The organism is Agarivorans sp. 2_MG-2023, assembly GCF_030548085.1.
Taxonomy (GTDB): Bacteria; Pseudomonadota; Gammaproteobacteria; order Enterobacterales; family Celerinatantimonadaceae; genus Agarivorans.
On record NZ_JAUORQ010000006.1, the window covers coordinates 76,776 to 95,917 of the forward strand.

General features: G+C 43.5%; 21 protein-coding genes. All 21 read left to right on the plus strand.

Annotated elements, in window-relative coordinates; genetic code table 11:
* Positions 1-32: 32 nt before the first annotated feature.
* The 21 genes from Q4549_RS10515 (at position 33) to Q4549_RS10615 (ending at position 19,108) form a co-directional block, all read left to right on the plus strand.
* Complete coding sequence (locus tag Q4549_RS10515) at positions 33-1,757, plus strand: hypothetical protein (protein WP_303551818.1); 1,725 nt, start codon at positions 33-35, stop codon at positions 1,755-1,757.
* An 89-nt stretch (positions 1,758-1,846) separates the two neighbouring features.
* Positions 1,847-2,368 (plus strand): 4'-phosphopantetheinyl transferase superfamily protein, encoded by a 522-nt coding sequence (locus Q4549_RS10520; protein WP_303551815.1) that lies wholly within the window; start codon positions 1,847-1,849, stop codon positions 2,366-2,368.
* A 151-nt stretch (positions 2,369-2,519) separates the two neighbouring features.
* The gene (locus tag Q4549_RS10525; RefSeq protein WP_303551811.1) at positions 2,520-3,212 is read left to right on the plus strand and encodes a beta-ketoacyl synthase chain length factor; all 693 of its coding nucleotides are present in this window, start codon (positions 2,520-2,522) and stop codon (positions 3,210-3,212) included.
* Positions 3,196-3,966, plus strand: coding sequence for a 1-acyl-sn-glycerol-3-phosphate acyltransferase (locus Q4549_RS10530; RefSeq protein ID WP_303551808.1), 771 nt, complete (start codon positions 3,196-3,198; stop codon positions 3,964-3,966). The genes Q4549_RS10525 and Q4549_RS10530 overlap by 17 nt, the downstream gene beginning before the upstream one ends.
* Complete coding sequence (locus Q4549_RS10535) at positions 3,963-4,226, plus strand: phosphopantetheine-binding protein (RefSeq protein WP_303551805.1); 264 nt, start codon at positions 3,963-3,965, stop codon at positions 4,224-4,226. The genes Q4549_RS10530 and Q4549_RS10535 overlap by 4 nt, the downstream gene beginning before the upstream one ends.
* 3 nt (positions 4,227-4,229) lie before the next feature.
* Positions 4,230-4,484, plus strand: a complete 255-nt coding sequence (locus Q4549_RS10540; protein WP_303551974.1) for an acyl carrier protein — start codon at positions 4,230-4,232, stop codon at positions 4,482-4,484.
* Positions 4,485-4,490: 6 nt separating this feature from the next.
* The gene (locus tag Q4549_RS10545) at positions 4,491-5,060 is read left to right on the plus strand and encodes a septation protein IspZ (protein ID WP_303551802.1); all 570 of its coding nucleotides are present in this window, start codon (positions 4,491-4,493) and stop codon (positions 5,058-5,060) included.
* Complete coding sequence (locus Q4549_RS10550; RefSeq protein ID WP_303551799.1) at positions 5,053-6,393, plus strand: AMP-binding protein; 1,341 nt, start codon at positions 5,053-5,055, stop codon at positions 6,391-6,393. The genes Q4549_RS10545 and Q4549_RS10550 overlap by 8 nt, the downstream gene beginning before the upstream one ends.
* Positions 6,390-6,749: a thioester dehydrase gene (locus Q4549_RS10555; protein WP_303551797.1), complete on the plus strand. Its 360-nt coding sequence runs from the start codon at positions 6,390-6,392 to the stop codon at positions 6,747-6,749. Before Q4549_RS10550 ends, Q4549_RS10555 begins: the two co-directional genes overlap by 4 nt.
* The gene (locus tag Q4549_RS10560; RefSeq protein WP_303551794.1) at positions 6,739-8,421 is read left to right on the plus strand and encodes a glycosyltransferase; all 1,683 of its coding nucleotides are present in this window, start codon (positions 6,739-6,741) and stop codon (positions 8,419-8,421) included. Before Q4549_RS10555 ends, Q4549_RS10560 begins: the two co-directional genes overlap by 11 nt.
* Entirely contained in the window at positions 8,418-10,013 is a 1,596-nt protein-coding gene (gene hutH / locus Q4549_RS10565; RefSeq protein ID WP_303551791.1) for a histidine ammonia-lyase, read from the plus strand. The genes Q4549_RS10560 and hutH overlap by 4 nt, the downstream gene beginning before the upstream one ends.
* Complete coding sequence (locus Q4549_RS10570) at positions 10,010-10,441, plus strand: thioesterase family protein (RefSeq protein ID WP_303551787.1); 432 nt, start codon at positions 10,010-10,012, stop codon at positions 10,439-10,441. The genes hutH and Q4549_RS10570 overlap by 4 nt, the downstream gene beginning before the upstream one ends.
* On the plus strand, positions 10,426-11,082 hold the full coding sequence (locus Q4549_RS10575; RefSeq protein WP_303551783.1) for an outer membrane lipoprotein carrier protein LolA: 657 nt from the start codon (positions 10,426-10,428) through the stop codon (positions 11,080-11,082). The genes Q4549_RS10570 and Q4549_RS10575 overlap by 16 nt, the downstream gene beginning before the upstream one ends.
* Positions 11,075-13,357, plus strand: coding sequence for an MMPL family transporter (locus tag Q4549_RS10580; protein ID WP_303551780.1), 2,283 nt, complete (start codon positions 11,075-11,077; stop codon positions 13,355-13,357). Before Q4549_RS10575 ends, Q4549_RS10580 begins: the two co-directional genes overlap by 8 nt.
* A complete protein-coding gene (locus tag Q4549_RS10585) occupies positions 13,354-13,923 on the plus strand; it encodes a DUF3261 domain-containing protein (protein ID WP_303551777.1) in 570 nt (189 codons plus the stop codon). The genes Q4549_RS10580 and Q4549_RS10585 overlap by 4 nt, the downstream gene beginning before the upstream one ends.
* A complete protein-coding gene (locus tag Q4549_RS10590; protein ID WP_303551774.1) occupies positions 13,920-15,128 on the plus strand; it encodes a beta-ketoacyl-ACP synthase in 1,209 nt (402 codons plus the stop codon). Before Q4549_RS10585 ends, Q4549_RS10590 begins: the two co-directional genes overlap by 4 nt.
* Entirely contained in the window at positions 15,121-15,582 is a 462-nt protein-coding gene (locus Q4549_RS10595; RefSeq protein WP_303551771.1) for a 3-hydroxylacyl-ACP dehydratase, read from the plus strand. Before Q4549_RS10590 ends, Q4549_RS10595 begins: the two co-directional genes overlap by 8 nt.
* A gap of 1 nt (position 15,583) precedes the next feature.
* Complete coding sequence (gene fabG / locus Q4549_RS10600; protein ID WP_303551769.1) at positions 15,584-16,315, plus strand: 3-oxoacyl-ACP reductase FabG; 732 nt, start codon at positions 15,584-15,586, stop codon at positions 16,313-16,315.
* Positions 16,312-17,541 (plus strand): beta-ketoacyl-ACP synthase, encoded by a 1,230-nt coding sequence (locus tag Q4549_RS10605; RefSeq protein ID WP_303551766.1) that lies wholly within the window; start codon positions 16,312-16,314, stop codon positions 17,539-17,541. Before fabG ends, Q4549_RS10605 begins: the two co-directional genes overlap by 4 nt.
* 22 nt (positions 17,542-17,563) lie before the next feature.
* On the plus strand, positions 17,564-18,643 hold the full coding sequence (locus tag Q4549_RS10610) for a methyltransferase (RefSeq protein ID WP_303551765.1): 1,080 nt from the start codon (positions 17,564-17,566) through the stop codon (positions 18,641-18,643).
* A gap of 30 nt (positions 18,644-18,673) precedes the next feature.
* Positions 18,674-19,108, plus strand: coding sequence for a hypothetical protein (locus Q4549_RS10615; RefSeq protein ID WP_303551763.1), 435 nt, complete (start codon positions 18,674-18,676; stop codon positions 19,106-19,108).
* The last annotated feature ends 34 nt before the right edge of the window (positions 19,109-19,142 follow it).

Below are 19,142 nucleotides of genomic sequence, written 5' to 3' on the forward strand. Positions count from 1 at the left end.
TTCAATGGTATTGAGTCTGATAGGGAAAAGTCATGGATGCTGAACAGTTAGATTTACTTGTACGTCAAATGCTTAAAAGTGAAGGTTCGCTCAACGAATCGTCGATAGCAGAATACCTCAAACAACAAAATGGTGAGTCACCCAGTGATGAGCTAATTGCAGAGGTTGCCGCTTGCGGGCAAAAGCATCTTCTCAGAACTTATAGTCAGCAGCATGCCATTGCTAGCTTACCTAATGGCTTTGCCGAATCCTTAAACGATTGGTTTATGCAGCTGGAACAGTCAACTGAAGCCAAAGTTGAACGTATTACCCATGAGAAACAGCAAACTTGGGAAGAAGGGCGCTTAGCGTTAATTAGCCAACATAATCAACAGTTGTCTGCCGCCAATAATGCAACTGAGGTGGCTGAATCGGAACTTCTCGAATTGCGCGAAAAGCTAGAGCAGGCAGCGGCAAAAACCAGTGAGTTGTTCGCTGAATTAGATAAAAGTAAGCAGCTCACCAAAGAGCAGCAACAGCTGTTGGAGCAAGCGCAAGCGGACGCAGAGCAAAATCATACTGCTGAGCAAGACAAGCAACAAGCCTACCAACAACTTAATACCGAAAAACTGGAGCTGGAAGAGCAGTTGCAAACTGCTGAAAACCAACTGGCGAGTTTTCAGCAAAGCGGAGAAGCAGCGGCCAAAGAACAAAGCGAGATGGAGCTGGCGCTGCGTAAGCAATTAGGTGAAATGAGCGAAGCACTAGATAAAGAGCTGGCGCTAACCAAGCAGCTTACAGAAGAGCACTGTGAGGTAAGTGAGCGCATGACAGAGCTGGTGAAAAGCAAGCAAAGCATTGAGCTGAAAAACCAACAACTAGAAGACACTCAGCAGCAGCAAGTACAAAAAATTGCAGAGTTAACTGAGCAAGGCGACCAGTTAGGTGAACAAACACAGCAAAATGTAAGCGATAACCAGTTATTAGCTGAACAGATAGAGCAGTTGAACCAACAACTAGAACAAGCTCAGCAAGCCTTAGCCGAGCAAAAATCAGATAACAGTGATTCGGCCGCCTCGGCTGAGCGCGAAGAAGAGCTCTCGCAAAAACTGATTGCCTTAGAGCAACGTTGTTTAGAGGATGCACAAAAAATTGAGAGCATGCATCAGCAAACTAGTGAGTTGAACGAAGAGTTAAATGAAGTACGCGGCGACAAACAAGCGCTTGATACCGTTAATCGCAGTAACGAGATACAGTTAGAGCAAGTTTTACCAGAGTTAGAGCAAGCTCAGCAAAATGAACGCGAACTTAAGCAGCGCATTGAAGAGCTTGAAGCGGAGCAGGAAAATGCACTGCAACATGCAGAGAAAACCCGCAAACAACTGGCAGATACTAGCTCGCAATTGCAGCTTAGCAATAGCATGGCGGATACTGATAACCGTGTATTAGAAAAAGATCATCAAATAAAAGAAGTGAAGCAAAAGCTGCAAATTCTTGAAGCTAACTTGCGAAAAGAACAAGAAGGCCACAGGCTGACCAAACAGGCGTTAACTACCCTTGATGAGCAAATCCTCGACGCTCAAATTGATAGTGGTAAATTACAAAGCCAGATAACGGAATTTGACGAAAAACTAAAAGCCAGTGATTTAGTGAATCGACAATTACAGCGAGAAGTTAACGAAGCCCATCAAGACATCACGAGTTTAAGCCAAACCAACTCCAGCTTAAGCGAAAAGTTAGAGTTAGCGGTAAAAGCCAAACGAAAAGATACTGCTTAGTAGTTCTTCAATATTTTGGTCAGCTTAGGGCGTTTTTATTAACGCCTGTTAGGGGATGCAGATGATGTATTTTTGCTTATAGGTTGGTGGTGTTTATTAAAGAAGTTCTGATTAGGAAAATGCCAGAGGCGGCAGACAAAAAAGCATTAACTGTGTTTTACAATCGCTGCCTAGCTGATTGTGCTAATTTGTGTTTTCAAAGTACCTTTTGCTCAGCAGATATACAGAGAAATAAATATGGACAACCTTGTATCGCTGTTGAAAGCCACCAACAGATTTATTTGAGTTTGAGTCATAGTGGGGAGTATCTAGCTGCAATGGCCTGTAGCACGCCTTGCGGTGTAGATATTGAGAGAATTAAAAAACGCCCTTACTTTGAAATGTGGCAAGAAATTAGGCACAGTATAGAACCTAAGGAGCCAAGTAACCTCGCTGATTTTTATCAATATTGGACGCGCAAAGAAGCCGCTTGGAAAGTGTTCGCGTGCCAAGCGCCAGCAACCATGAAAGATTTACCGGTGGTTTGCGATAGAAATTTGGCTTATAAGGGCGTTATATTAAAAAACCTAGAAGGACCAATAGGATATGCTTTATCTATTGCATACTTATAAGCTTTTCAACCAAAGTTAGTGCTTTTTTATGGTTTAAACGATAGAATTGTTTATTATTTTCTAGGTGATGTTATTAGATAGCCGTAAAGATAAATACATAGTCACATGGAGTGACTTTATGTTTTGATAGGCTTGATATTTAAGTTGTAGTATGGACGCTGTTTTTAAGATTGAAAAATGGACTAGTTGGAACTCCATCGTGGTAGATGGTGTCTACAAAGCGCCTACACTTCCTGAAATTGCCCCTATGCAACGACGACGCTTTAGCTTACTTAGTAAAATGGCTTTAAGGGTTATCCTCGATGTATTGCCCGAAACTAAAGATATTCGTAGTGTGTTCTCATCGCGACATGGTGAGCTACATCGCACCCTAGACTTATTAGTTGAATTAAGTAAACGTTCTCCACTCTCTCCTACTAAATTTAGCCAGTCGGTTTACAATACCTCGAGTGGCTTGTATTCGATCAGTCAAAGAAACATAGCGCCTTCAACTGTTGTTACTAGTGGGCGAGACTCATTAGCTATGGCTTTTGTTGAAGCATACAGCCAAAGTGCCTGTTATCAGGAGCCTGTGCTGTTGGTGTATGTAGATGAACCTCTACCAGAGCGATATCAGCGCTTCGCAGATGAGCAAGAAGATGTGGTTGCTTTTGCTTGCATTATCACCGCGTCAAAGTTTGGTTGGACCACGCGTTTAGAGTCTCAGATATGCCAACAACCAACACCGCCCGAAAACTTAGTCAGTCAGCTTATTAATGGATTATCTTCCCCAACTAAGAGCTTTGAGTGTTATGTCGATACTCAGAAGTGGGTGTGGGAGGTGAAGAATGAGCAAGCGGGTTAATTACTATTGGCGCTTATCCATGACAGCCTTGTCTTTTTTAACCTTTGGTATGTTGGGTGTGCTGCTTTCTTTGACTCTATTTCCAATTTTGAACTTTATACCGGCGAGAGATAAACTGGCTCGTAACCAGTTTATTGTGCATAAAATATTTAAGTCTTTTGTATTAATGATGCGTGGCCTTGGTGTGCTAAGTGTCTCTGTCTCTAATGAACATAAACTGGGCCAATCAGCAGGCAAGTTAGTCATTGCTAATCACCCTTCACTTATTGACGTAGTATTGTTGATTGCGCATTTACCCGAAACTAATTGCATCGTTAAGCAAAGCTTATGGCGTAACCCTTGTATGTCGATGATTATCTCAGCAGCTGGATATATTAAAAACGGTGCCGAGCCAGAAGACGTTTTAAAGGCTTGTCAGCAAGAGTTAGATAAAGGTGCCAGCCTCATTATTTTCCCTGAAGGTACTAGAACAACACCTGGTGAAGCACTTAAAATGCAACGTGGCGCTGCAAACATAGCCCTAAGATGTTCAGTTGACTTGTTGCCTGTTACGATAAAGGTTTCCCCTACAACCTTAACGAAGTCTGAGCCTTGGTATGCAATTCCAGCCAGTAAACCTCACTTTTCATTAGATATTGGCGACCCCATAAGATCTCACGATATTTGTTTGAATGATGAAAGTGATTCACGAAAAGCACGAACGATAACTAGATATTTACAGCAACATTTTTATAAGGAACTTAACTGCCAATGAATACATTAGAGCAGGAACTTAAACAGCTGATTATTGAAGCACTAGAACTTGAAGATATCGAGATTTCTGATATTGCAACCGATGAACCATTATTTGTTGATGGCTTGGGCTTAGATTCAATTGACGCTTTAGAACTGGGTTTAGCCATAAAGAAAAAATATCAAATTAAATTGGACGCTAACTCTGAAGAAACTAAAAAGCACTTTGCGAGCGTAAAGGCGTTGGCTGAATTTATTGAATCAGAAAAGAAAGCGGCGTAATTCATTATGAATAGAGATGAAATATATACAGCATTACAAGACATTCTCGTGAGTGAGTTTGAAGTACTTGAAGAAGATATTTCTTTAGACTCAAATCTATATCAAGATCTTGATTTGGATAGTATTGATGCGGTTGATTTGGTGGTTAAACTACAACAATTAACCGGTAAAAAAATTCAACCTAACGACTTCAAATCAGCGAGAACTATTGCCGACGTTATTGATGCACTAGAACAATTGGTTAGCGATGCTGCGTAAGCAATAATGACGAGTAAATTGATTAGAACATTGGTGGTGATAGCGCTAGTCGTATACCCCTTCATTATTTACTTTGGCTTAAACTCTTTTTCTTTTTATATGATTGGAGGAGCACTGTTAGTAGTTTTCTCACTGCGAGTACTGCTCACATGGAATAGCAACGGTGTATTACAGCAGCAAAAATGGTTGGGTTTATTAGGGCTTGCTTTGGCCGGCTTTGCTGTCATTAGGCAAGAGCAAACGTGGTTTCAGCTTTACCCTTTGTTGGTAAATATTGTTCTATGTGCAGTGTTTATGTTGAGCCTTGCGGATGAGCAACCAATCATTGAAAAGTTTGCTCGTTTAAGTGGAAAAGCTATCCCTGTTTCAGCTCGTTCGTATTTCATCAAGTTGACTAAAGTTTGGTGTGTGTTTTTTGTCCTGAACGCCTTAGTGAGCGGTTGGACTATATTCGCCGCAGATATAGAAACTTGGACATTGTATAACGGATTGATTAGTTACATGTTAATCGCTAGTTTATTGGCCGGAGAGTGGATCTTAAGAAAGTGTTTCAAGTTAGAAGAAAAGTATGAATAGGGTTAAGCTTCCTTCTATATCGCCGAGTTACTCAGTCGCCATTCGAGATGAAGCATTGTCTAATGTAGATTGGTGGCAGCAAGTTCAGGCAAAGTATCATGAAATTGAGTCTACACCACATCAGCTATGGTTGTTGTTTGCAGAGGATAGTTTCGACTTTTCTTGTTGCTTATTCGCTTTGTTATTAGCAAAGCGAACCCCTGTTTTACCGCCTAATCAACAAATAGACACCCTTCTGCATTTTGTCGATAAAGTGGATGCGGTGTGTGCAGATCACGGAGTAGGACAAGATCTTCCTGATGTTGTTACGGGCTATCGCGAGTTTCTAAATGAGTCCGCAAGCAAAGGCATGCTGCAAGATATTGATATTAAGGATGACCAAGAGCTTCACCTTTTTACTTCAGGCAGTACCGGTCAGCCTAAAAAAGTTATTAAGAAATGGCGGCAGCTATTTGCAGAGGTAAATACCTTAGAGCAGTATTTTGGCTCGCATGTTGAACAAAGCCTTATTTGTACCAGTGTTTCTCATCAGCACATATATGGCTTATTGTTTACCGTTCTTTGGCCATTACTTACTCAAAGACCTTGGTTAGTTAAGCTTGTCACCTACCCTGAAGACCTCTTTAGTGCTGCCCAGCAAGCTATCAGTTTTGTTTCTAGCCCGTCTTTTTTAGAGCACCTGAGCGTGCAGACTCAATTGTTGAACCGTAAGCCTCAGTTTTGTGTGAGTTCTGGTGGGCCTCTTAAGCCTACTGCCGCAAGTGCCTTAAGTTTACAGTGGAAATACGCACCAACAGAAGTCTTTGGTAGTAGCGAAACGGGTGGGGTTGCATATCGTAATCAGCTATCGCAGCAATATTGGAAAGTTTTCAATGGTATTAATTGGCGGGTATCACCCTCTAAGGCCTTACAAATTTGCTCTCCTTATTTAGAGGATAGTAAGGCATGGTACCAAATGGATGACGCAGTCAGTATTGAAGCGGATGGGTTTAATTTGGTAGGGCGCTTAGACCGAGTTGTTAAAATTGCTGAAAAACGTGTTTGTTTAGACCAAATGACCAGCGAATTAGCAGACCACCCTTGGGTTGCACACTGTGATTTGCTGACTCTTTCCTCGTCAAGAGATTACATTGGCGCAGTGGTGGTATTGAATGAACTTGGCCGACAACAAATAGAAAATGGGAAGTTCTTTTTAAATAAGACTTTTCGACGCTATTTATCTAAGCAATTTGAAGCAGTAACGTTACCCCGAAAATGGCGTTATGTTGATGCGCTACTTGTTAATTCTCAAGGAAAGCGCCAGATACCGAAAATGAGGTTATTGTTTACATGAAAAAATTTGGGGTACCTACAGTTGAATCAGTTGAAGATGTAAACGGTAGTGTAAACATCAGTTTGTTTATTGCTGCTGATTTACCATGTTTGCAAGGCCACTTCCCAAATCTGCCGGTTGTTCCTGGTGTAGCACAGCTTCACTGGGCTATCGAGTTTGCAACTGAGTACCTAAATGTCCCATCTAAAGTCGTCGCGTTGGAGGCTTTAAAGTATCAGCATGTGATGCAACCCAATTGTCGACTTCAGCTATCCCTTCGATTTGATAAGGAAAAAAGCAAACTCTATTTCTCTTATTTTAACGAGAATAACAAATACAGCAGTGGACGTGTGCAACTAGGGTTTGATGATGTTTAAGCCTTGCGTCGTTATTCCAAATTATAACCATACTCATGCGATTGAAGAGACAATCTCTCAGCTAGGCCTGCCCATCATTCTGGTGGATGATTGCAGTGACTCCAAGACCGCAGATTTCCTGTCCCATCTCGCGATGAGATTTGAACATGTCCAGCTATATCGACATGATCGCAACTTGGGTAAAGGCGGGGCCGTGATGACCGGCTTACGTGAAGCTGCAAAATCAGGATACAGCCACGCATTACAAGTTGATGCCGATGGTCAGCATAATCTAGTCGATGTAAATCGCTTTCTAACATTAGCCAAGGCTAATCCAGAGTCATTAATTACAGGTATTCCAGAGTATGATGCGTCTGTTCCTAAAGCGCGCTATTACGCTAGGTATATAACCCATGTTTGGGTGTGGATAGAAACACTTAGTCTTGAGCTAAAAGATAGTATGTGTGGTTTTAGGGTTTACCCTTTGACATCGACTATTCAATTACTTGATTCCGCTAGTTTAGGAAAGCGGATGGATTTTGATATTGAAGTCTTAGTTCGACACTACTGGCGTGAAACCTCAATTATTCAAATCCCAACCAAAGTGATCTATCCAGAACAGGGCCTTAGCCATTTTAGAGCGTGGGAAGACAACTGGTTAATTAGTAAAATGCACACTAAGTTGTTTTTTGGCATGTTGTGGCGTTTACCATCACTTATTTGGCGAAAACAAAAACAGGCGCATTGGTCGGCAGTGGCTGAAAGAGGAAGCTTTTGGGGCCTAAAGTTAACACTAATGGGCTATCGTCTTGGTGGTCGATACTTAGCTAAACTTTTGCTCTATCCCGCTATTGGTTATTTCTTTCTAAGTGGAGGCTCTACTCGCCGAGCCTCGCAAGCCTTTCTGCAAAAGGTTGCAAAGCACGCTGAAAGCCCAATACCCAATAAGCCGAATTGGATGCATAGTTTTGCTCACTTTCTTAGCTTTGGTAGTGCATCACTCAATCGCTTAGATGCTTGGGTGCAAAAAATTACGCGTGCTGAAGTAGATTTCCCTAATAAGGCTTTACTGATTGATACCCTGCAACGCAAACAGGGCGCAGTGTTGCTTACCTCTCATTTGGGCCATATAGAGATGTGCAGAGCGTTGGCCGAGACTCAGTACCGGACTCGAATTAACGTTGTGGTACTTACAGAGAACGCTAACAAATTCAACAAAATGCTGGCTGAACTTAACCCAGACTCTCAGCTTAACCTCATTCAGATATCAGAGTTTACCCCAGATTTAGGGGTACGGCTTGCGCAATATGTAGAAGATGGTGAGTTAGTTGCTATTGCTGCGGATCGAACGCCTGCCGACAGTTATGGCAGGGTGAATTACCACTCATTTTTGGGTGAGTTGGCTCCGTTCCCTCAAGGGCCTTTTTTAATAGCCGCTTTGTTACGATGCCCGGTGTTCAGTCTGTTCTGTATGCAGCAGGACAGTGGCCGTTATCGTCTGTATTTTGAAAAAATCAGCGATAACTTAGGCGCAGTAAGAGCCGAACGTAAACAACGCATAGAACAGGCCAGTAAAGATTACGCATCTAGGCTAGAGACTCTCGCCATTCGCTACCCCTTACAGTGGTTTAATTTTTTTGATTTTTGGTGTCCAGATACACAAGACACCGTGACTAAAGGACAAATACGATGACTCAAGTTGACATCGCGTCGTCGCAGCAAGAAGCTGAACAGGTAATCTCATCATGCTTGCAAGTGGTGTTTGGGCAACAAGCTATAACCATAGAGCAAGTGGAGTTACTTAGCCGAAAACCTCAGTTAGCATGTTTAAATAGCAGCCCCGATTACGTGGCTACTGTTGAGCGAGGCGCTGAATTTTTGGACCGCCTACTCGAAGAAGATGGTGCTATTTACGGTGTGACTACGGGTTACGGTGATAGCTGTACCATTGTAGTTCCTCTTGAGTTAGTGGAAGAGTTACCATTACACCTCACACGTTTTCACGGCTGTGGTATGGGCAAAGAATTAGCCCCGAATGAAGCGCGAGCGGTAGTCGCTAGTCGTTTAAGTTCACTTTCATTGGCCAAATCTGGAGTGAGTTATCGGTTACTCCAGCAGCTTGAGTTGTTAATGAAGCACGACATTATGCCCGTTATCCCCTCAGAGGGGTCGGTGGGGGCATCTGGTGATTTAACTCCTCTTTCCTATGTTGCCGCAGTGTTGATGGGGGAGCGCGAGGTGTATTACAAAAATCGCCGTCGCCCTAGTTATGAAGTGTTTGTCGAGCTTGGCATTGAAGCTATTCGCTTAAGGCCCAAAGAAGGCCTGGCCATTATGAATGGCACAGCAGTTATGACAGGTTTAGCATGTTTGGCGTATCGGCGCGCTGAATACTTAACTCAGGTAACGAGTCGTATCACCGCTTTGGCATCGTTATCGCTAAAGGGCAACTCCAACCATTTCGACGAATTGTTATTTGCGGTTAAACCACACCCTGGGCAAAACCAAGTAGCCGAATGGATCCGTAATGACCTAAATCATCACCAACACCCTAGAAACTCAGAACGTTTACAAGACCGCTACTCTATTCGCTGTGCCCCGCATATTATTGGTGTGCTTAGAGATGCGCTGCCATTTATGCGTCAGTTTATTGAAACCGAGTTAAACAGTGCCAATGATAATCCGATTATTGATGGTGATGGCGAACATGTACTGCATGGCGGACATTTCTACGGTGGGCATATCGCGTTTGCTATGGATAGTATGAAGAATGCAGTGGCAAACTTGGCTGATTTGGTTGACCGACAACTCGCTTTGCTTATGGATGAAAAATTTAATAACGGTTTACCACGTAATCTTAGTGCGGCATCAAGCGAACGAGCGTGTATTAATCATGGCTTTAAGGCGGTACAAATCGGTGCCTCGGCATGGACAGCTGAAGCTTTAAAGCAAACTATGCCTGCCAGTGTGTTCTCTCGCTCTACAGAATGCCATAACCAAGACAAGGTCAGCATGGGAACCATTGCTGCTCGAGATTGCCTGCGAGTTTTAGAGCTAACAGAACAAGTTATTGCCGCAGCGTGGCTAGCGGTGCATCAAGCACTTACCTTGCGTATGCAACAGGGTGAGCTGGAATTGGATAGCTTAAACGGTGAGTTACGAGCCTCTTATTTGCAGGTGATGGAAGACTTTAAACTGGTTGAAGAAGATCGCCCCCTTGAAGCTGAGTTACGTCAAGTGGTCAAGCAACTACAGCAACGAAAATGGGAGCTTTACTGCTCATGAAGTCTTTAATTAGTGCTGAGGTAGAGCTAACCGTTCCGTTCCATGACGCAGACCCAATGGGAGTGACTTGGCATGGAAACTACCTTCGGTACTTCGAAGTCGCGCGTTGTGCGTTATTAGATAAGCTGGATTACAACTATCGCCAAATGGATGAGTCTGGATATGTTTGGCCAATTGTTGATACTCGGCTTAAGTATGTTAAAACCAGTACTTATGAACAGGAACTAGTTGTACAAGCCTCGCTTATCGAGTTTGAAAACCGTTTGAAAATTGAATATCTGATTGTAGATAAAATTACTAGAACCGTGCTTACAAAAGGTTACACCATTCAAGTCGCAGTAGATAAAAGCAATGGCGAGATGTGTTTTGCTTCCCCTCAAGCCCTAATCAACAAAATGGCCAAGTTGGGTATATGTTCACCAGACTAATTTTCAAGCGTCGACTACTCCTATTTAGCCCTTTGTTGATGTGTTTTGTTAGCTTTTGGGCAAGTGCCACAACATGGCAGCCGATTGATGCTAGTGCTACTTTCTTACAGCAATTATCTTTAGCTGAGGGCGAGCATTATCAGGCGAATTACATCCAGTATCGAAAACTAAAAGTAATGAAGAAGCCATTGGTAAGTAGTGGCCACTTAGTGATTAACGCTGAAAATGGTTTGCTTTGGCAGCAATTAAAGCCCTTAAAACAAACGCTGATTGTTACCTCGAAGAGTGTGCGTCAACTCGATAGCGATGATGCAGATATGAGCTTGCCTAATGCAGCCGAGCAAATGATTAATGCTTGGGCTCCTATGATGCAGCATGTTGTTCTTGGGGAATGGAGCGAACTTTCACAGCGATTTGAAATATTAATAGCGAAAGATTCAAGTGTAGAAGCGTGGCAGATTTTGCTGAAGCCTATTGACCAACAAATGAAAAATGCCCTATTGAGCATAGAGTTAAGTGGCTCAACGGCTTTAGACAACATAAAGATGCATCAAGTTAATCAAGATATTCTTACTATTCAATTGCTTCAGGCTGAGCCCGTAACATTAAGTAAGCAACAATTAAGTTGGCTTAATGATTAAAAAGCCTTTTGCTTGCTGGTTGATATTGGTAATAGTAAGTTTGTTTGTGCTGTTAAACCAAAGCCAAAGTATGCGGGTCAACAGTGACATACGCGCAATGTTGCCTGGCTCACTTGCGGATCCGCTGGGCTTAGCCGCACGTGAGCAATTGGCAAGCAAATTAGAGGGGCTTAACTTTATTGCTGTAGGTCACTCAAGCAAAACACAAGCCATTGAAGCATCGCTTAAGTTGGCAGAATATCTTGAGCAAACCAAGGCTTTTGACAAAGTAATGCTGCAAAGGCTAGATCAAGGACAGGATATTGCCAGAGGGCTTTTCCCTTACCGATTTGTGCGATTGAATCAGCAGCAGCAAGATACTTTAGAAAAGGCAAATTATTCGGCAATTATAGCAACCGCAATAAGCCAGCTTTGGTCGCCAGCCAGCGTGGTTAGCTCATCAAACCTTATTGAAGATCCTTTGTTTTTGTTTACCCAGCAATTAGATGGCTTTGCAGGTTTAGCGCAATCATCAGTGGATGAAAGAGGTTTTTTAAGCGCTCACTCTAATAATACTTATTGGATGTTGTTAGAGCTCCGAGTGAGTGCCAATGTATTTTCGCCTGCTCAACAGCAGCAGCTAATTCAGGCTATAAATACCAGCCAGCACCTTCTAGCTTCTGAGCAAGATAGCTTAGCCTTTCTGAAGGCGGGTTTATTATTTCATGCTGACGCGGCAACCAAACAAGCTAAACATGAGATGAGCACCATTGGTGTAGCGTCTATATTGCTGATTAGCCTGTTAATTTTGTTCTTCTTTCGCTCGGTTAAACCCTTGGTTTTGGCGATTGCTAGTTTATTGAGTGGCTTGTTATTTGCGCTTGCTGCAGTGAGTGTTTTTTTTGAACAGCTGCATCTGCTTACCTTGGTGTTTGGCGCTAGCCTAATTGGTATTGCCATTGATTATGCATTTCACTTTTGTGCTGAACATGCGGGAAGTCGTGCTTCAGCAGCTGAAACCTTAAGAAAAATTGCCCCTGCGCTTAGTTTAAGTGCGTTAAGCAGTGTTGTTGCGTATTTGTCTATGTTGTTTGTACCCATGCAGGGGGTAAAGCAAATGGCGGTATTTTGTGCCTCTGGGTTATTTGGCGCAGCAGTGTCACTTTACTTGTTAGCCCCTATTTTAGCCGCCACTATTCCTCAAGCACGCTGGTCAGAGCGCTGGCTGAAATTACGTTTAAACAAGTGGTCGCTGGCTTTGTTGGGATTGTTTGTTTTAGGCGGTTTGGTTCAGCTAAACACTGAAGACGATATTCGACAGCTAAGAGGTGACTTTCCGACCATTGATTACCAACAGCAGCAACTACTTGACCTTTTCCAAAATGGGCAGGCTAATCAGTTTTATTTAGTACGTGGCGATAGCCCCGAACAGATCCTTACAAGAGAGCGGGTCTTACTCGGTGAGTTAAATAACGCGGTTAAACAAAACTGGTTAGGCAGTGCTTGGGGGTTAAGTCACATTATTCCAACCATAGAGCAGCAGAAGGCAAACCATATACTGGTTGGTCAGCTCTATCAGAACTTAGCAAGTGTTTTTGAGGACATCGGATTTGACCAGGAGCTTGCTGAGCCTGCATATAACAAGTTTTTGGCTTCAAAGGGGCGTTTATTAACACCAGATAGTTTTCTCGCGGCACCAGAAAACCAAGTGTTTAGTGATTTTTGGGTAACAAGCCAACAGCATCAAGCGTCGGTAGTAAGCCTTTTAAATATTCATAACCTTGAGGCTCTGCAACAAATAGCGCAGCAATTTGAAGGCGTTCAATTTGTCGACCCTGTGGCAGAGATTTCAACAGCGTTGAGCACACTTAGGTCGCAAGCTTCCGCTCTTCTAGTTGGAGTGTTGGTGATCATCGGTATTATATTAACGGCTCGTTTAGGGTTCGTTATGGCACTGCGGTGTTTATCTACTCCTGTACTCGCTGTATTAGTGGCTTTATCTGTAGTGGGTTGGCTGGGGCAGGGTTTAAGTTTATTTCATGTGTTAGCACTGTTATTGGTGTTTGGAGTCGGTCTAGATTATGCGCTGTTTTACCAATTGAGTGTGAAACCTTCCTATCGTTTGCTAATGGCTACGACGTTGGCGGCTACATCCACAATACTGGCTTTTGGTTTATTAGCGTTAAGCGCCACACCTGCATTGGCAGGGTTTGGTGTGATAGTGCTAAGCGGAATTGCATGCAGTTATCTATTAGCTCCGCAGTTTGTCGTTAATAAATTGCGGGAGGGAGAGTGAGAAGTCTTTTATTAGTAGGATTTATTTTGGCGCTAAGTGCATGCTCGCATTCATTTTCTCCGGAAATGCCCGCTGCGCGACCTTTGCTTAGCCCCGGTGAGCTAGAACAGTCAGTTGCTTTGGAGCAAGTGATTAGTTTTCGTATTAACGGTGAGAATCAACAAATGTTGATTTACCTAGATGTAACACCAGATCGACTTGAATTGTTAGCTTTAGATGGATTTTCTACCCCCTTATTCAAACTCGACTACGACGGTGAACACTTAGTAAAAGACAGCTATGTTCCAATATTCGATGATCAGATGGCCCAATTTATGTTAGCTGATATGCAACTTGTATACTGGCCAACAGCCGAGCTCAATCAGCAGTTAAACGCTATGGGGTGGCGAGTACAAGATTCTGAATGCGAACAGGCATCTCGTTGCAGGGAGCTTTACTTACACAATGAGCTAGTGACCTCAGTGCAGTTTAAAGGCGACTCAAAATGGCAAGCCAATGTGATGTTGAAAAACCTAAAGGCAAGCTATCAAATAAACATATCCACGCTTGAGGCCCAAATACGATGAGCAAGATATATGGTCTACCGGCCATGGCTGTAGTATGTGCCTTGGGAGGAGATAAGCGTGAAGTATGGACGAATTGGTTGGCTGGAAAGCGAGATACAAGCACGCTCAGCGATGCCTACATTCCTGACCATACAGTAAGAGTGGGAGCTGTTAAGGGTCCGCTGCCGAGTTGTGACAAGCGCTGGCCTTATCTTGTGAGTCGAAATATCCAGTTACTCGAAGCCGCGTTCCAGCAAATTGAACAAGATGTGAGTTTGTTGCTAACGCAATATCAGCCATCAAGAGTGGCAATTGTGTTGGGAACGAGCACCTCTGGTGTGGCAGAAGGGGAATACGCTATCGCCGAGCGAGAAAATAGTGAGTTCCCAGAGTCTTTTCATTATGCCCAGCAAGAAATGGGTAGCCCTGCCGTGTATTTGAAAAAGAAATTAGGTTTAACGGGACCCGCTTATTGTATTTCTACTGCCTGTTCATCGAGTGCCAAAGTATTTAATTCGGCGAGAAATCTACTGGCAAGTGGTATGGCTGATGCTGTCATTCTTGGTGGGGTGGATAGCATATGTAAGTTGACTCTAAACGGATTCTTCGCTTTGGAGTCGGTGGCTAGCGACGAAGCTCAACCATTTGGTGAGCATCGTGATGGGATAAATATTGGCGAGGGTGCGGCATTGTTCATTATGACCAACGAAGCCGCTGAGGTGAATCTACTTGGCGTTGGTGAAAGTTCAGACGCTTACCATATGTCAGCACCTCATCCTGAAGGGCTAGGAGCAGAAGCTGCAATATGCGCGGCTTTAGAGCAAGCTTGTATAGAACCCTCTCAGGTTGCTTATATAAACTTGCACGGAACGGCCACGCCGCTGAATGACAAAATGGAAGCATTAGCAGTAGAACGGGTGTTTGGTGACAACACCCTCTGTTCGTCTACAAAGCACCAAACGGGTCATACACTTGGCGCTGCAGGCGCAATAGAAAACGCCTTGTGCTGGTTGTTATTGCATCCAGCGTTTAACTGTAACGCTGAGATTCCTGGAATGAATGCAGATTATGCATTGGATCCTGAGTTACCCAACATCAACCTACTTTTCGGCCCAAGGGCTTATCCCTACCACCACAAGCTTGGTTCTACACTGAGTCATTCTTTTGCCTTTGGTGGCAGTAATGCCGTTGTGTGCTTAGGCCATAAGGATGTTTTTAATGACTGATAAACTACCTGCGATTGCTGAGGTTCTGCCTCATACAGCCCCAATGATACTGATTGATAAGATTGTGGACTGGCAGTCGGACAAGATTGTTTGCGAAGTTGTAATAAAAGAAAATAGTCATCTTTTCAATGATTTAGAGCAAGCTGTTCCTGCCTACATTTCAATAGAGTATATGGCTCAAGCTGTTGCGGCCTTAGCGGGGTTGGAAGCTAAATCGCTGCAACAAGCCGTTGAAGTGGGGTTTCTCATTGGAACAAGAAAGTGCCTCTTTGAGGAAAGCCAATTCAGATTGGGAAGTAAGCTGCTTATTTCGGCAGAAAGAATCTATGCCGAAGATGATGGCTTAGCGGTTTGTGCTTGTGAAGTAAAACATCAGCACGGCTCGATAGTTTGTAGTGCGCATTTAAATGTGTATCAACCTAAAAATGCGATTGAGTTTGTAAAGGGAAGTTAATATGAACGATAAGCCACGGGTTTTGGTTACAGGAGCGAGTAGAGGCATTGGCCGAGCGATCGCTGTTCGCCTAGCTAAGGAAGGTTATCAGGTAGTGATTAACTATCGCGGTAATCATGAGGCTGCTCAGCTAGCGCTTGGTTTAGTTAAAGAGCATTCTGAAAATAGCTACCTGCTGCCTTTTGATATTAGCCAGCGTGAACTATCCAAACAATGTATCGAAAAAGATATTGCTGACAACGGCGCCTATTTTGGCGTCGTTCTAAACGCGGGAATTGCTAGAGATAACGCTTTTCCAGCGATGACTGAAGAAGATTGGGATGGGGTTATACATACCAATTTGGATGGCCTTTATAATGTTTTACATCCCTTAGTTATGCCAATGATCCAAACCCGAAAAGGTGGGCGCATTATTACTCTTTCTTCTCTTTCTGGCGAAGTGGGCAATCGCGGACAAGTTAATTATAGTGCTGCCAAGGCGGGTATTATCGGTGCCACTAAAGCTTTAGCATTGGAAGTCGCAAAGCGGAAAATCACGGTAAATTGTGTTGCCCCCGGATTGATAGATACCGACATGATGGCAGAGCTACCGCTCGACGAGTTAAAGAAGCAGATCCCCTTGCGTCGTTTAGGTGATGTGGAAGAAGTCGCTGGCACTGTGGCATTTTTGATGTCGAAAGACGCCGCTTATATTACTCGTCAGGTTATTTCGGTAAATGGAGGTATTGCATGAGTCCTCGTGTGGTGGTGACTGGAATGGCCGGTTTGACCGCCTTTGGTGACAATTGGTCAGATATTCAAAGTAAGCTCAAGCAAGGCGAAAATGCTGTCCGTTACATGCCTGAGTGGGAACGCTTTACCGACATGCATACTAAGTTGGCAGCACCGATTGATGATTATGAGCTGCCGACTTATCCACGTAAGAAAATACGTAGTATGGGTAGAGTGTCTTTACTGGCCACTCGAGCGACCGAGCTTGCATTGTCACAGGCGGGCTTGCTTGATGACCCGCTAATTACAGATGGCCGAATGGGCGTGTCTTACGGCTCATCTATTGGCAGTACAGCACCCATTATGCATTTCGGCGATATGCTGAAAAATGGCAATAGCAAAAAGATAACCTCGACTACCTACATTCAAATGATGAGCCATACCACGCCGGTTAATTTAGGGGTGTTTTTTGGTTTAAAAGGCCGAGTAATCACTAGTTCAAGCGCTTGTACATCGGGTAGCCAAGGTATCGGTTACGCTTACGAAGCCATTAAGTCTGGCGCTCAGCAATTGATGATTGCGGGAGGCGCAGAAGAGCTTTGTCCCTCTGAAGCAGTAGTATTTGATACCCTTTTTGCTACCAGTACCCAAAACCAAAAACCTAAATCAGCACCGAGGCCGTTTGAAGAGAATCGCGATGGCTTGGTGATTGGAGAAGGCGCCGGAACATTGATTTTGGAGAGTTTAGAGCATGCGCAAGCGCGTGGGGCAGTTATTTATGCTGAGCTAGTCGGTTTTGGCACAAATTCAGACGGAACCCATGTCACTCAACCACAAAGTTCCACCATGCAAGTTGCTATGGAAATGGCCTTGAATGACGCAGGTGTTACAGGTGAGCAGATTGGATACGTAAGTGCTCATGGCACAGCTACTGACAAAGGTGACGTAGCAGAGAGCCATGCTACTTACCAGGCCTTAAAAAGGGCTGTACCAATTAGCTCAATCAAAAGCTATTTAGGCCATACATTGGGCGCTTGTGGGGCTCTAGAAGCATGGTTCTCCATTGAGATGATGAACAGTGGTTGGTTTGCTCCCACGCTTAATTTAGATGATGTGGACCCTGAGTGCGCGGCACTCGATTACATTGTTGGTTCTGGCCGCGACATAAAGACAGATTTAGTGATGAGTAATAATTTCGCATTTGGTGGAATTAATACCTCTCTTATATTCAAGCGTTGGACACGTTAAGTAAAACATTAGGAAGTTGTACGTGGAATTTTATACAAAAGACAAGCTAAAAGCTGTTGATGCGATTGAACAGGCGCAGCGTTTGGCCTTTGCTCCTGTGGCCTTTCATACTGCCCGTAGTTTACGAGATTTAGGGATACTTGAGGCACTTGATGAGGCTGGTGATAACGGCCTAAGTGCTGAAAAGATAACGGCACTTTCAGGCGTTAGCACTTATGGCGTTAAAGTACTGCTCGATATGGGACTTAGCGCGGGACTGGTAATTTGGCACGACACTGATCGTAGCTATGAGTTAACGCGCTTAGGTTACTTTGTGTTGCACGACGGTATGACCCGAGCCAACATGGATTTTACTGCCGATGTTTGTTACACCGGCTTACAGCATTTAACCGAAGCGATTCAAGAAGGTACACCAGCAGGGCTTAAAGAGCTAGGGAACTGGGATACCATATACGAAGGGCTCTCAACCTTACCTGAACCCGCAAAACAAAGTTGGTTTAACTTCGACCACTTCTACTCAGACAAAGCTTTTCCTAAGTTGCTTGAGCTTATATTTGCAAATAAACCATCAAACATTGTCGATATCGGCGGAAACACCGGGAAATGGGCAATTAAGTGTTGTGAGCATAACCCTGACGTTGCAATGAAAATTGTCGATTTACCGCAGCAGCTTGCTATGGCAAAAATAAATGCAGAACAGCATGGCTTTGCCGATCGAATTGATGGTGTAGCCTGTAATATGCTCGATCCAAGCGGCGAGCTGCCAAAAGGTGCTGATATTTATTGGATGAGTCAGTTTTTGGATTGCTTCTCACCGAAAGAAATAGTGTCGATATTAAGTCGGGTTAAGTCAGCAATGAGCCCTAGAAGTAGTGTGTACATATTGGAGCTATTTCCTGACCGGCAAACCCACGAAGCAGGGGCACATAGCTTAAATGCAACGTCTTTATACTTCACGTGTTTAGCCAATGGCAACAGCCGCTTTTATAGATCGCAAGATTTTAAAGAATTTATTGGCGAATCTGGTTTAGAAATTAAAGAGCAGATCGACAATATTGGCTGGGGACACAGCTTAATTAAGTGTCAACTACCAGCAGAATAACCTTAATACTACTATTTCAAAGGACGAAAAATGATACGCGTAATTGGTATGTTATCTATAGTGGCAACACTATTATTAGCCCCTCAAGCTGCAATGGCAGAATCTAGCGATGCTAGCAATAAGGCTAAGGTTGTAGCACCTAAGCCTTTATTGAATCAGTCAATACCTGAAAAACTGACACAAGAAGAAGTAAAGTCACTTATGGTAAAGGCTGGGCTAAAACGCAACTGGATCATTAAAGAAGAGCAAACAGATCTAATGTTTGCTGAAATCTATGTGCGCTCACATTACGTTGCGGTAGATATTAAGTTGCACGATGGACAATATGATATTTTGTATCGTGATAGCGACAACATGAAATACAACCCTGACTCTGGCTATATTCATCGCAAATACAAGGGTTGGGTAAAAAACCTTAGTGGTGATATTCAAAGTGAATTAGGTAAAGCCGCGATACAAAAATAGCATTTGGTGGAGCCGAAGCTTTATTCGGCTCTAT

Bases quoted from the DNA above. Each gene is read 5' to 3' on its own strand.
- Q4549_RS10615 (WP_303551763.1), top strand. From the start codon at position 18,674: ATGATACGCGTAATTGGTATGTTATCTATAGTGGCAACACTATTATTA.
- Q4549_RS10530 (WP_303551808.1), top strand. From the start codon at position 3,196: ATGAGCAAGCGGGTTAATTACTATTGGCGCTTATCCATGACAGCCTTG.
- Q4549_RS10570 (WP_303551787.1), top strand. From the start codon at position 10,010: ATGAAGTCTTTAATTAGTGCTGAGGTAGAGCTAACCGTTCCGTTCCAT.
- Q4549_RS10580 (WP_303551780.1), top strand. From the start codon at position 11,075: ATGATTAAAAAGCCTTTTGCTTGCTGGTTGATATTGGTAATAGTAAGT.
- Q4549_RS10525 (WP_303551811.1), top strand. From the start codon at position 2,520: ATGGACGCTGTTTTTAAGATTGAAAAATGGACTAGTTGGAACTCCATC.
- Q4549_RS10605 (WP_303551766.1), top strand. From the start codon at position 16,312: ATGAGTCCTCGTGTGGTGGTGACTGGAATGGCCGGTTTGACCGCCTTT.
- hutH (WP_303551791.1), top strand. From the start codon at position 8,418: ATGACTCAAGTTGACATCGCGTCGTCGCAGCAAGAAGCTGAACAGGTA.
- Q4549_RS10545 (WP_303551802.1), top strand. From the start codon at position 4,491: ATGACGAGTAAATTGATTAGAACATTGGTGGTGATAGCGCTAGTCGTA.
- Q4549_RS10560 (WP_303551794.1), top strand. From the start codon at position 6,739: ATGATGTTTAAGCCTTGCGTCGTTATTCCAAATTATAACCATACTCAT.
- Q4549_RS10590 (WP_303551774.1), top strand. From the start codon at position 13,920: ATGAGCAAGATATATGGTCTACCGGCCATGGCTGTAGTATGTGCCTTG.
- Q4549_RS10515 (WP_303551818.1), top strand. From the start codon at position 33: ATGGATGCTGAACAGTTAGATTTACTTGTACGTCAAATGCTTAAAAGT.
- Q4549_RS10535 (WP_303551805.1), top strand. From the start codon at position 3,963: ATGAATACATTAGAGCAGGAACTTAAACAGCTGATTATTGAAGCACTA.
- Q4549_RS10555 (WP_303551797.1), top strand. From the start codon at position 6,390: ATGAAAAAATTTGGGGTACCTACAGTTGAATCAGTTGAAGATGTAAAC.
- Q4549_RS10550 (WP_303551799.1), top strand. From the start codon at position 5,053: ATGAATAGGGTTAAGCTTCCTTCTATATCGCCGAGTTACTCAGTCGCC.
- Q4549_RS10595 (WP_303551771.1), top strand. From the start codon at position 15,121: ATGACTGATAAACTACCTGCGATTGCTGAGGTTCTGCCTCATACAGCC.
- Q4549_RS10575 (WP_303551783.1), top strand. From the start codon at position 10,426: ATGTTCACCAGACTAATTTTCAAGCGTCGACTACTCCTATTTAGCCCT.
- fabG (WP_303551769.1), top strand. From the start codon at position 15,584: ATGAACGATAAGCCACGGGTTTTGGTTACAGGAGCGAGTAGAGGCATT.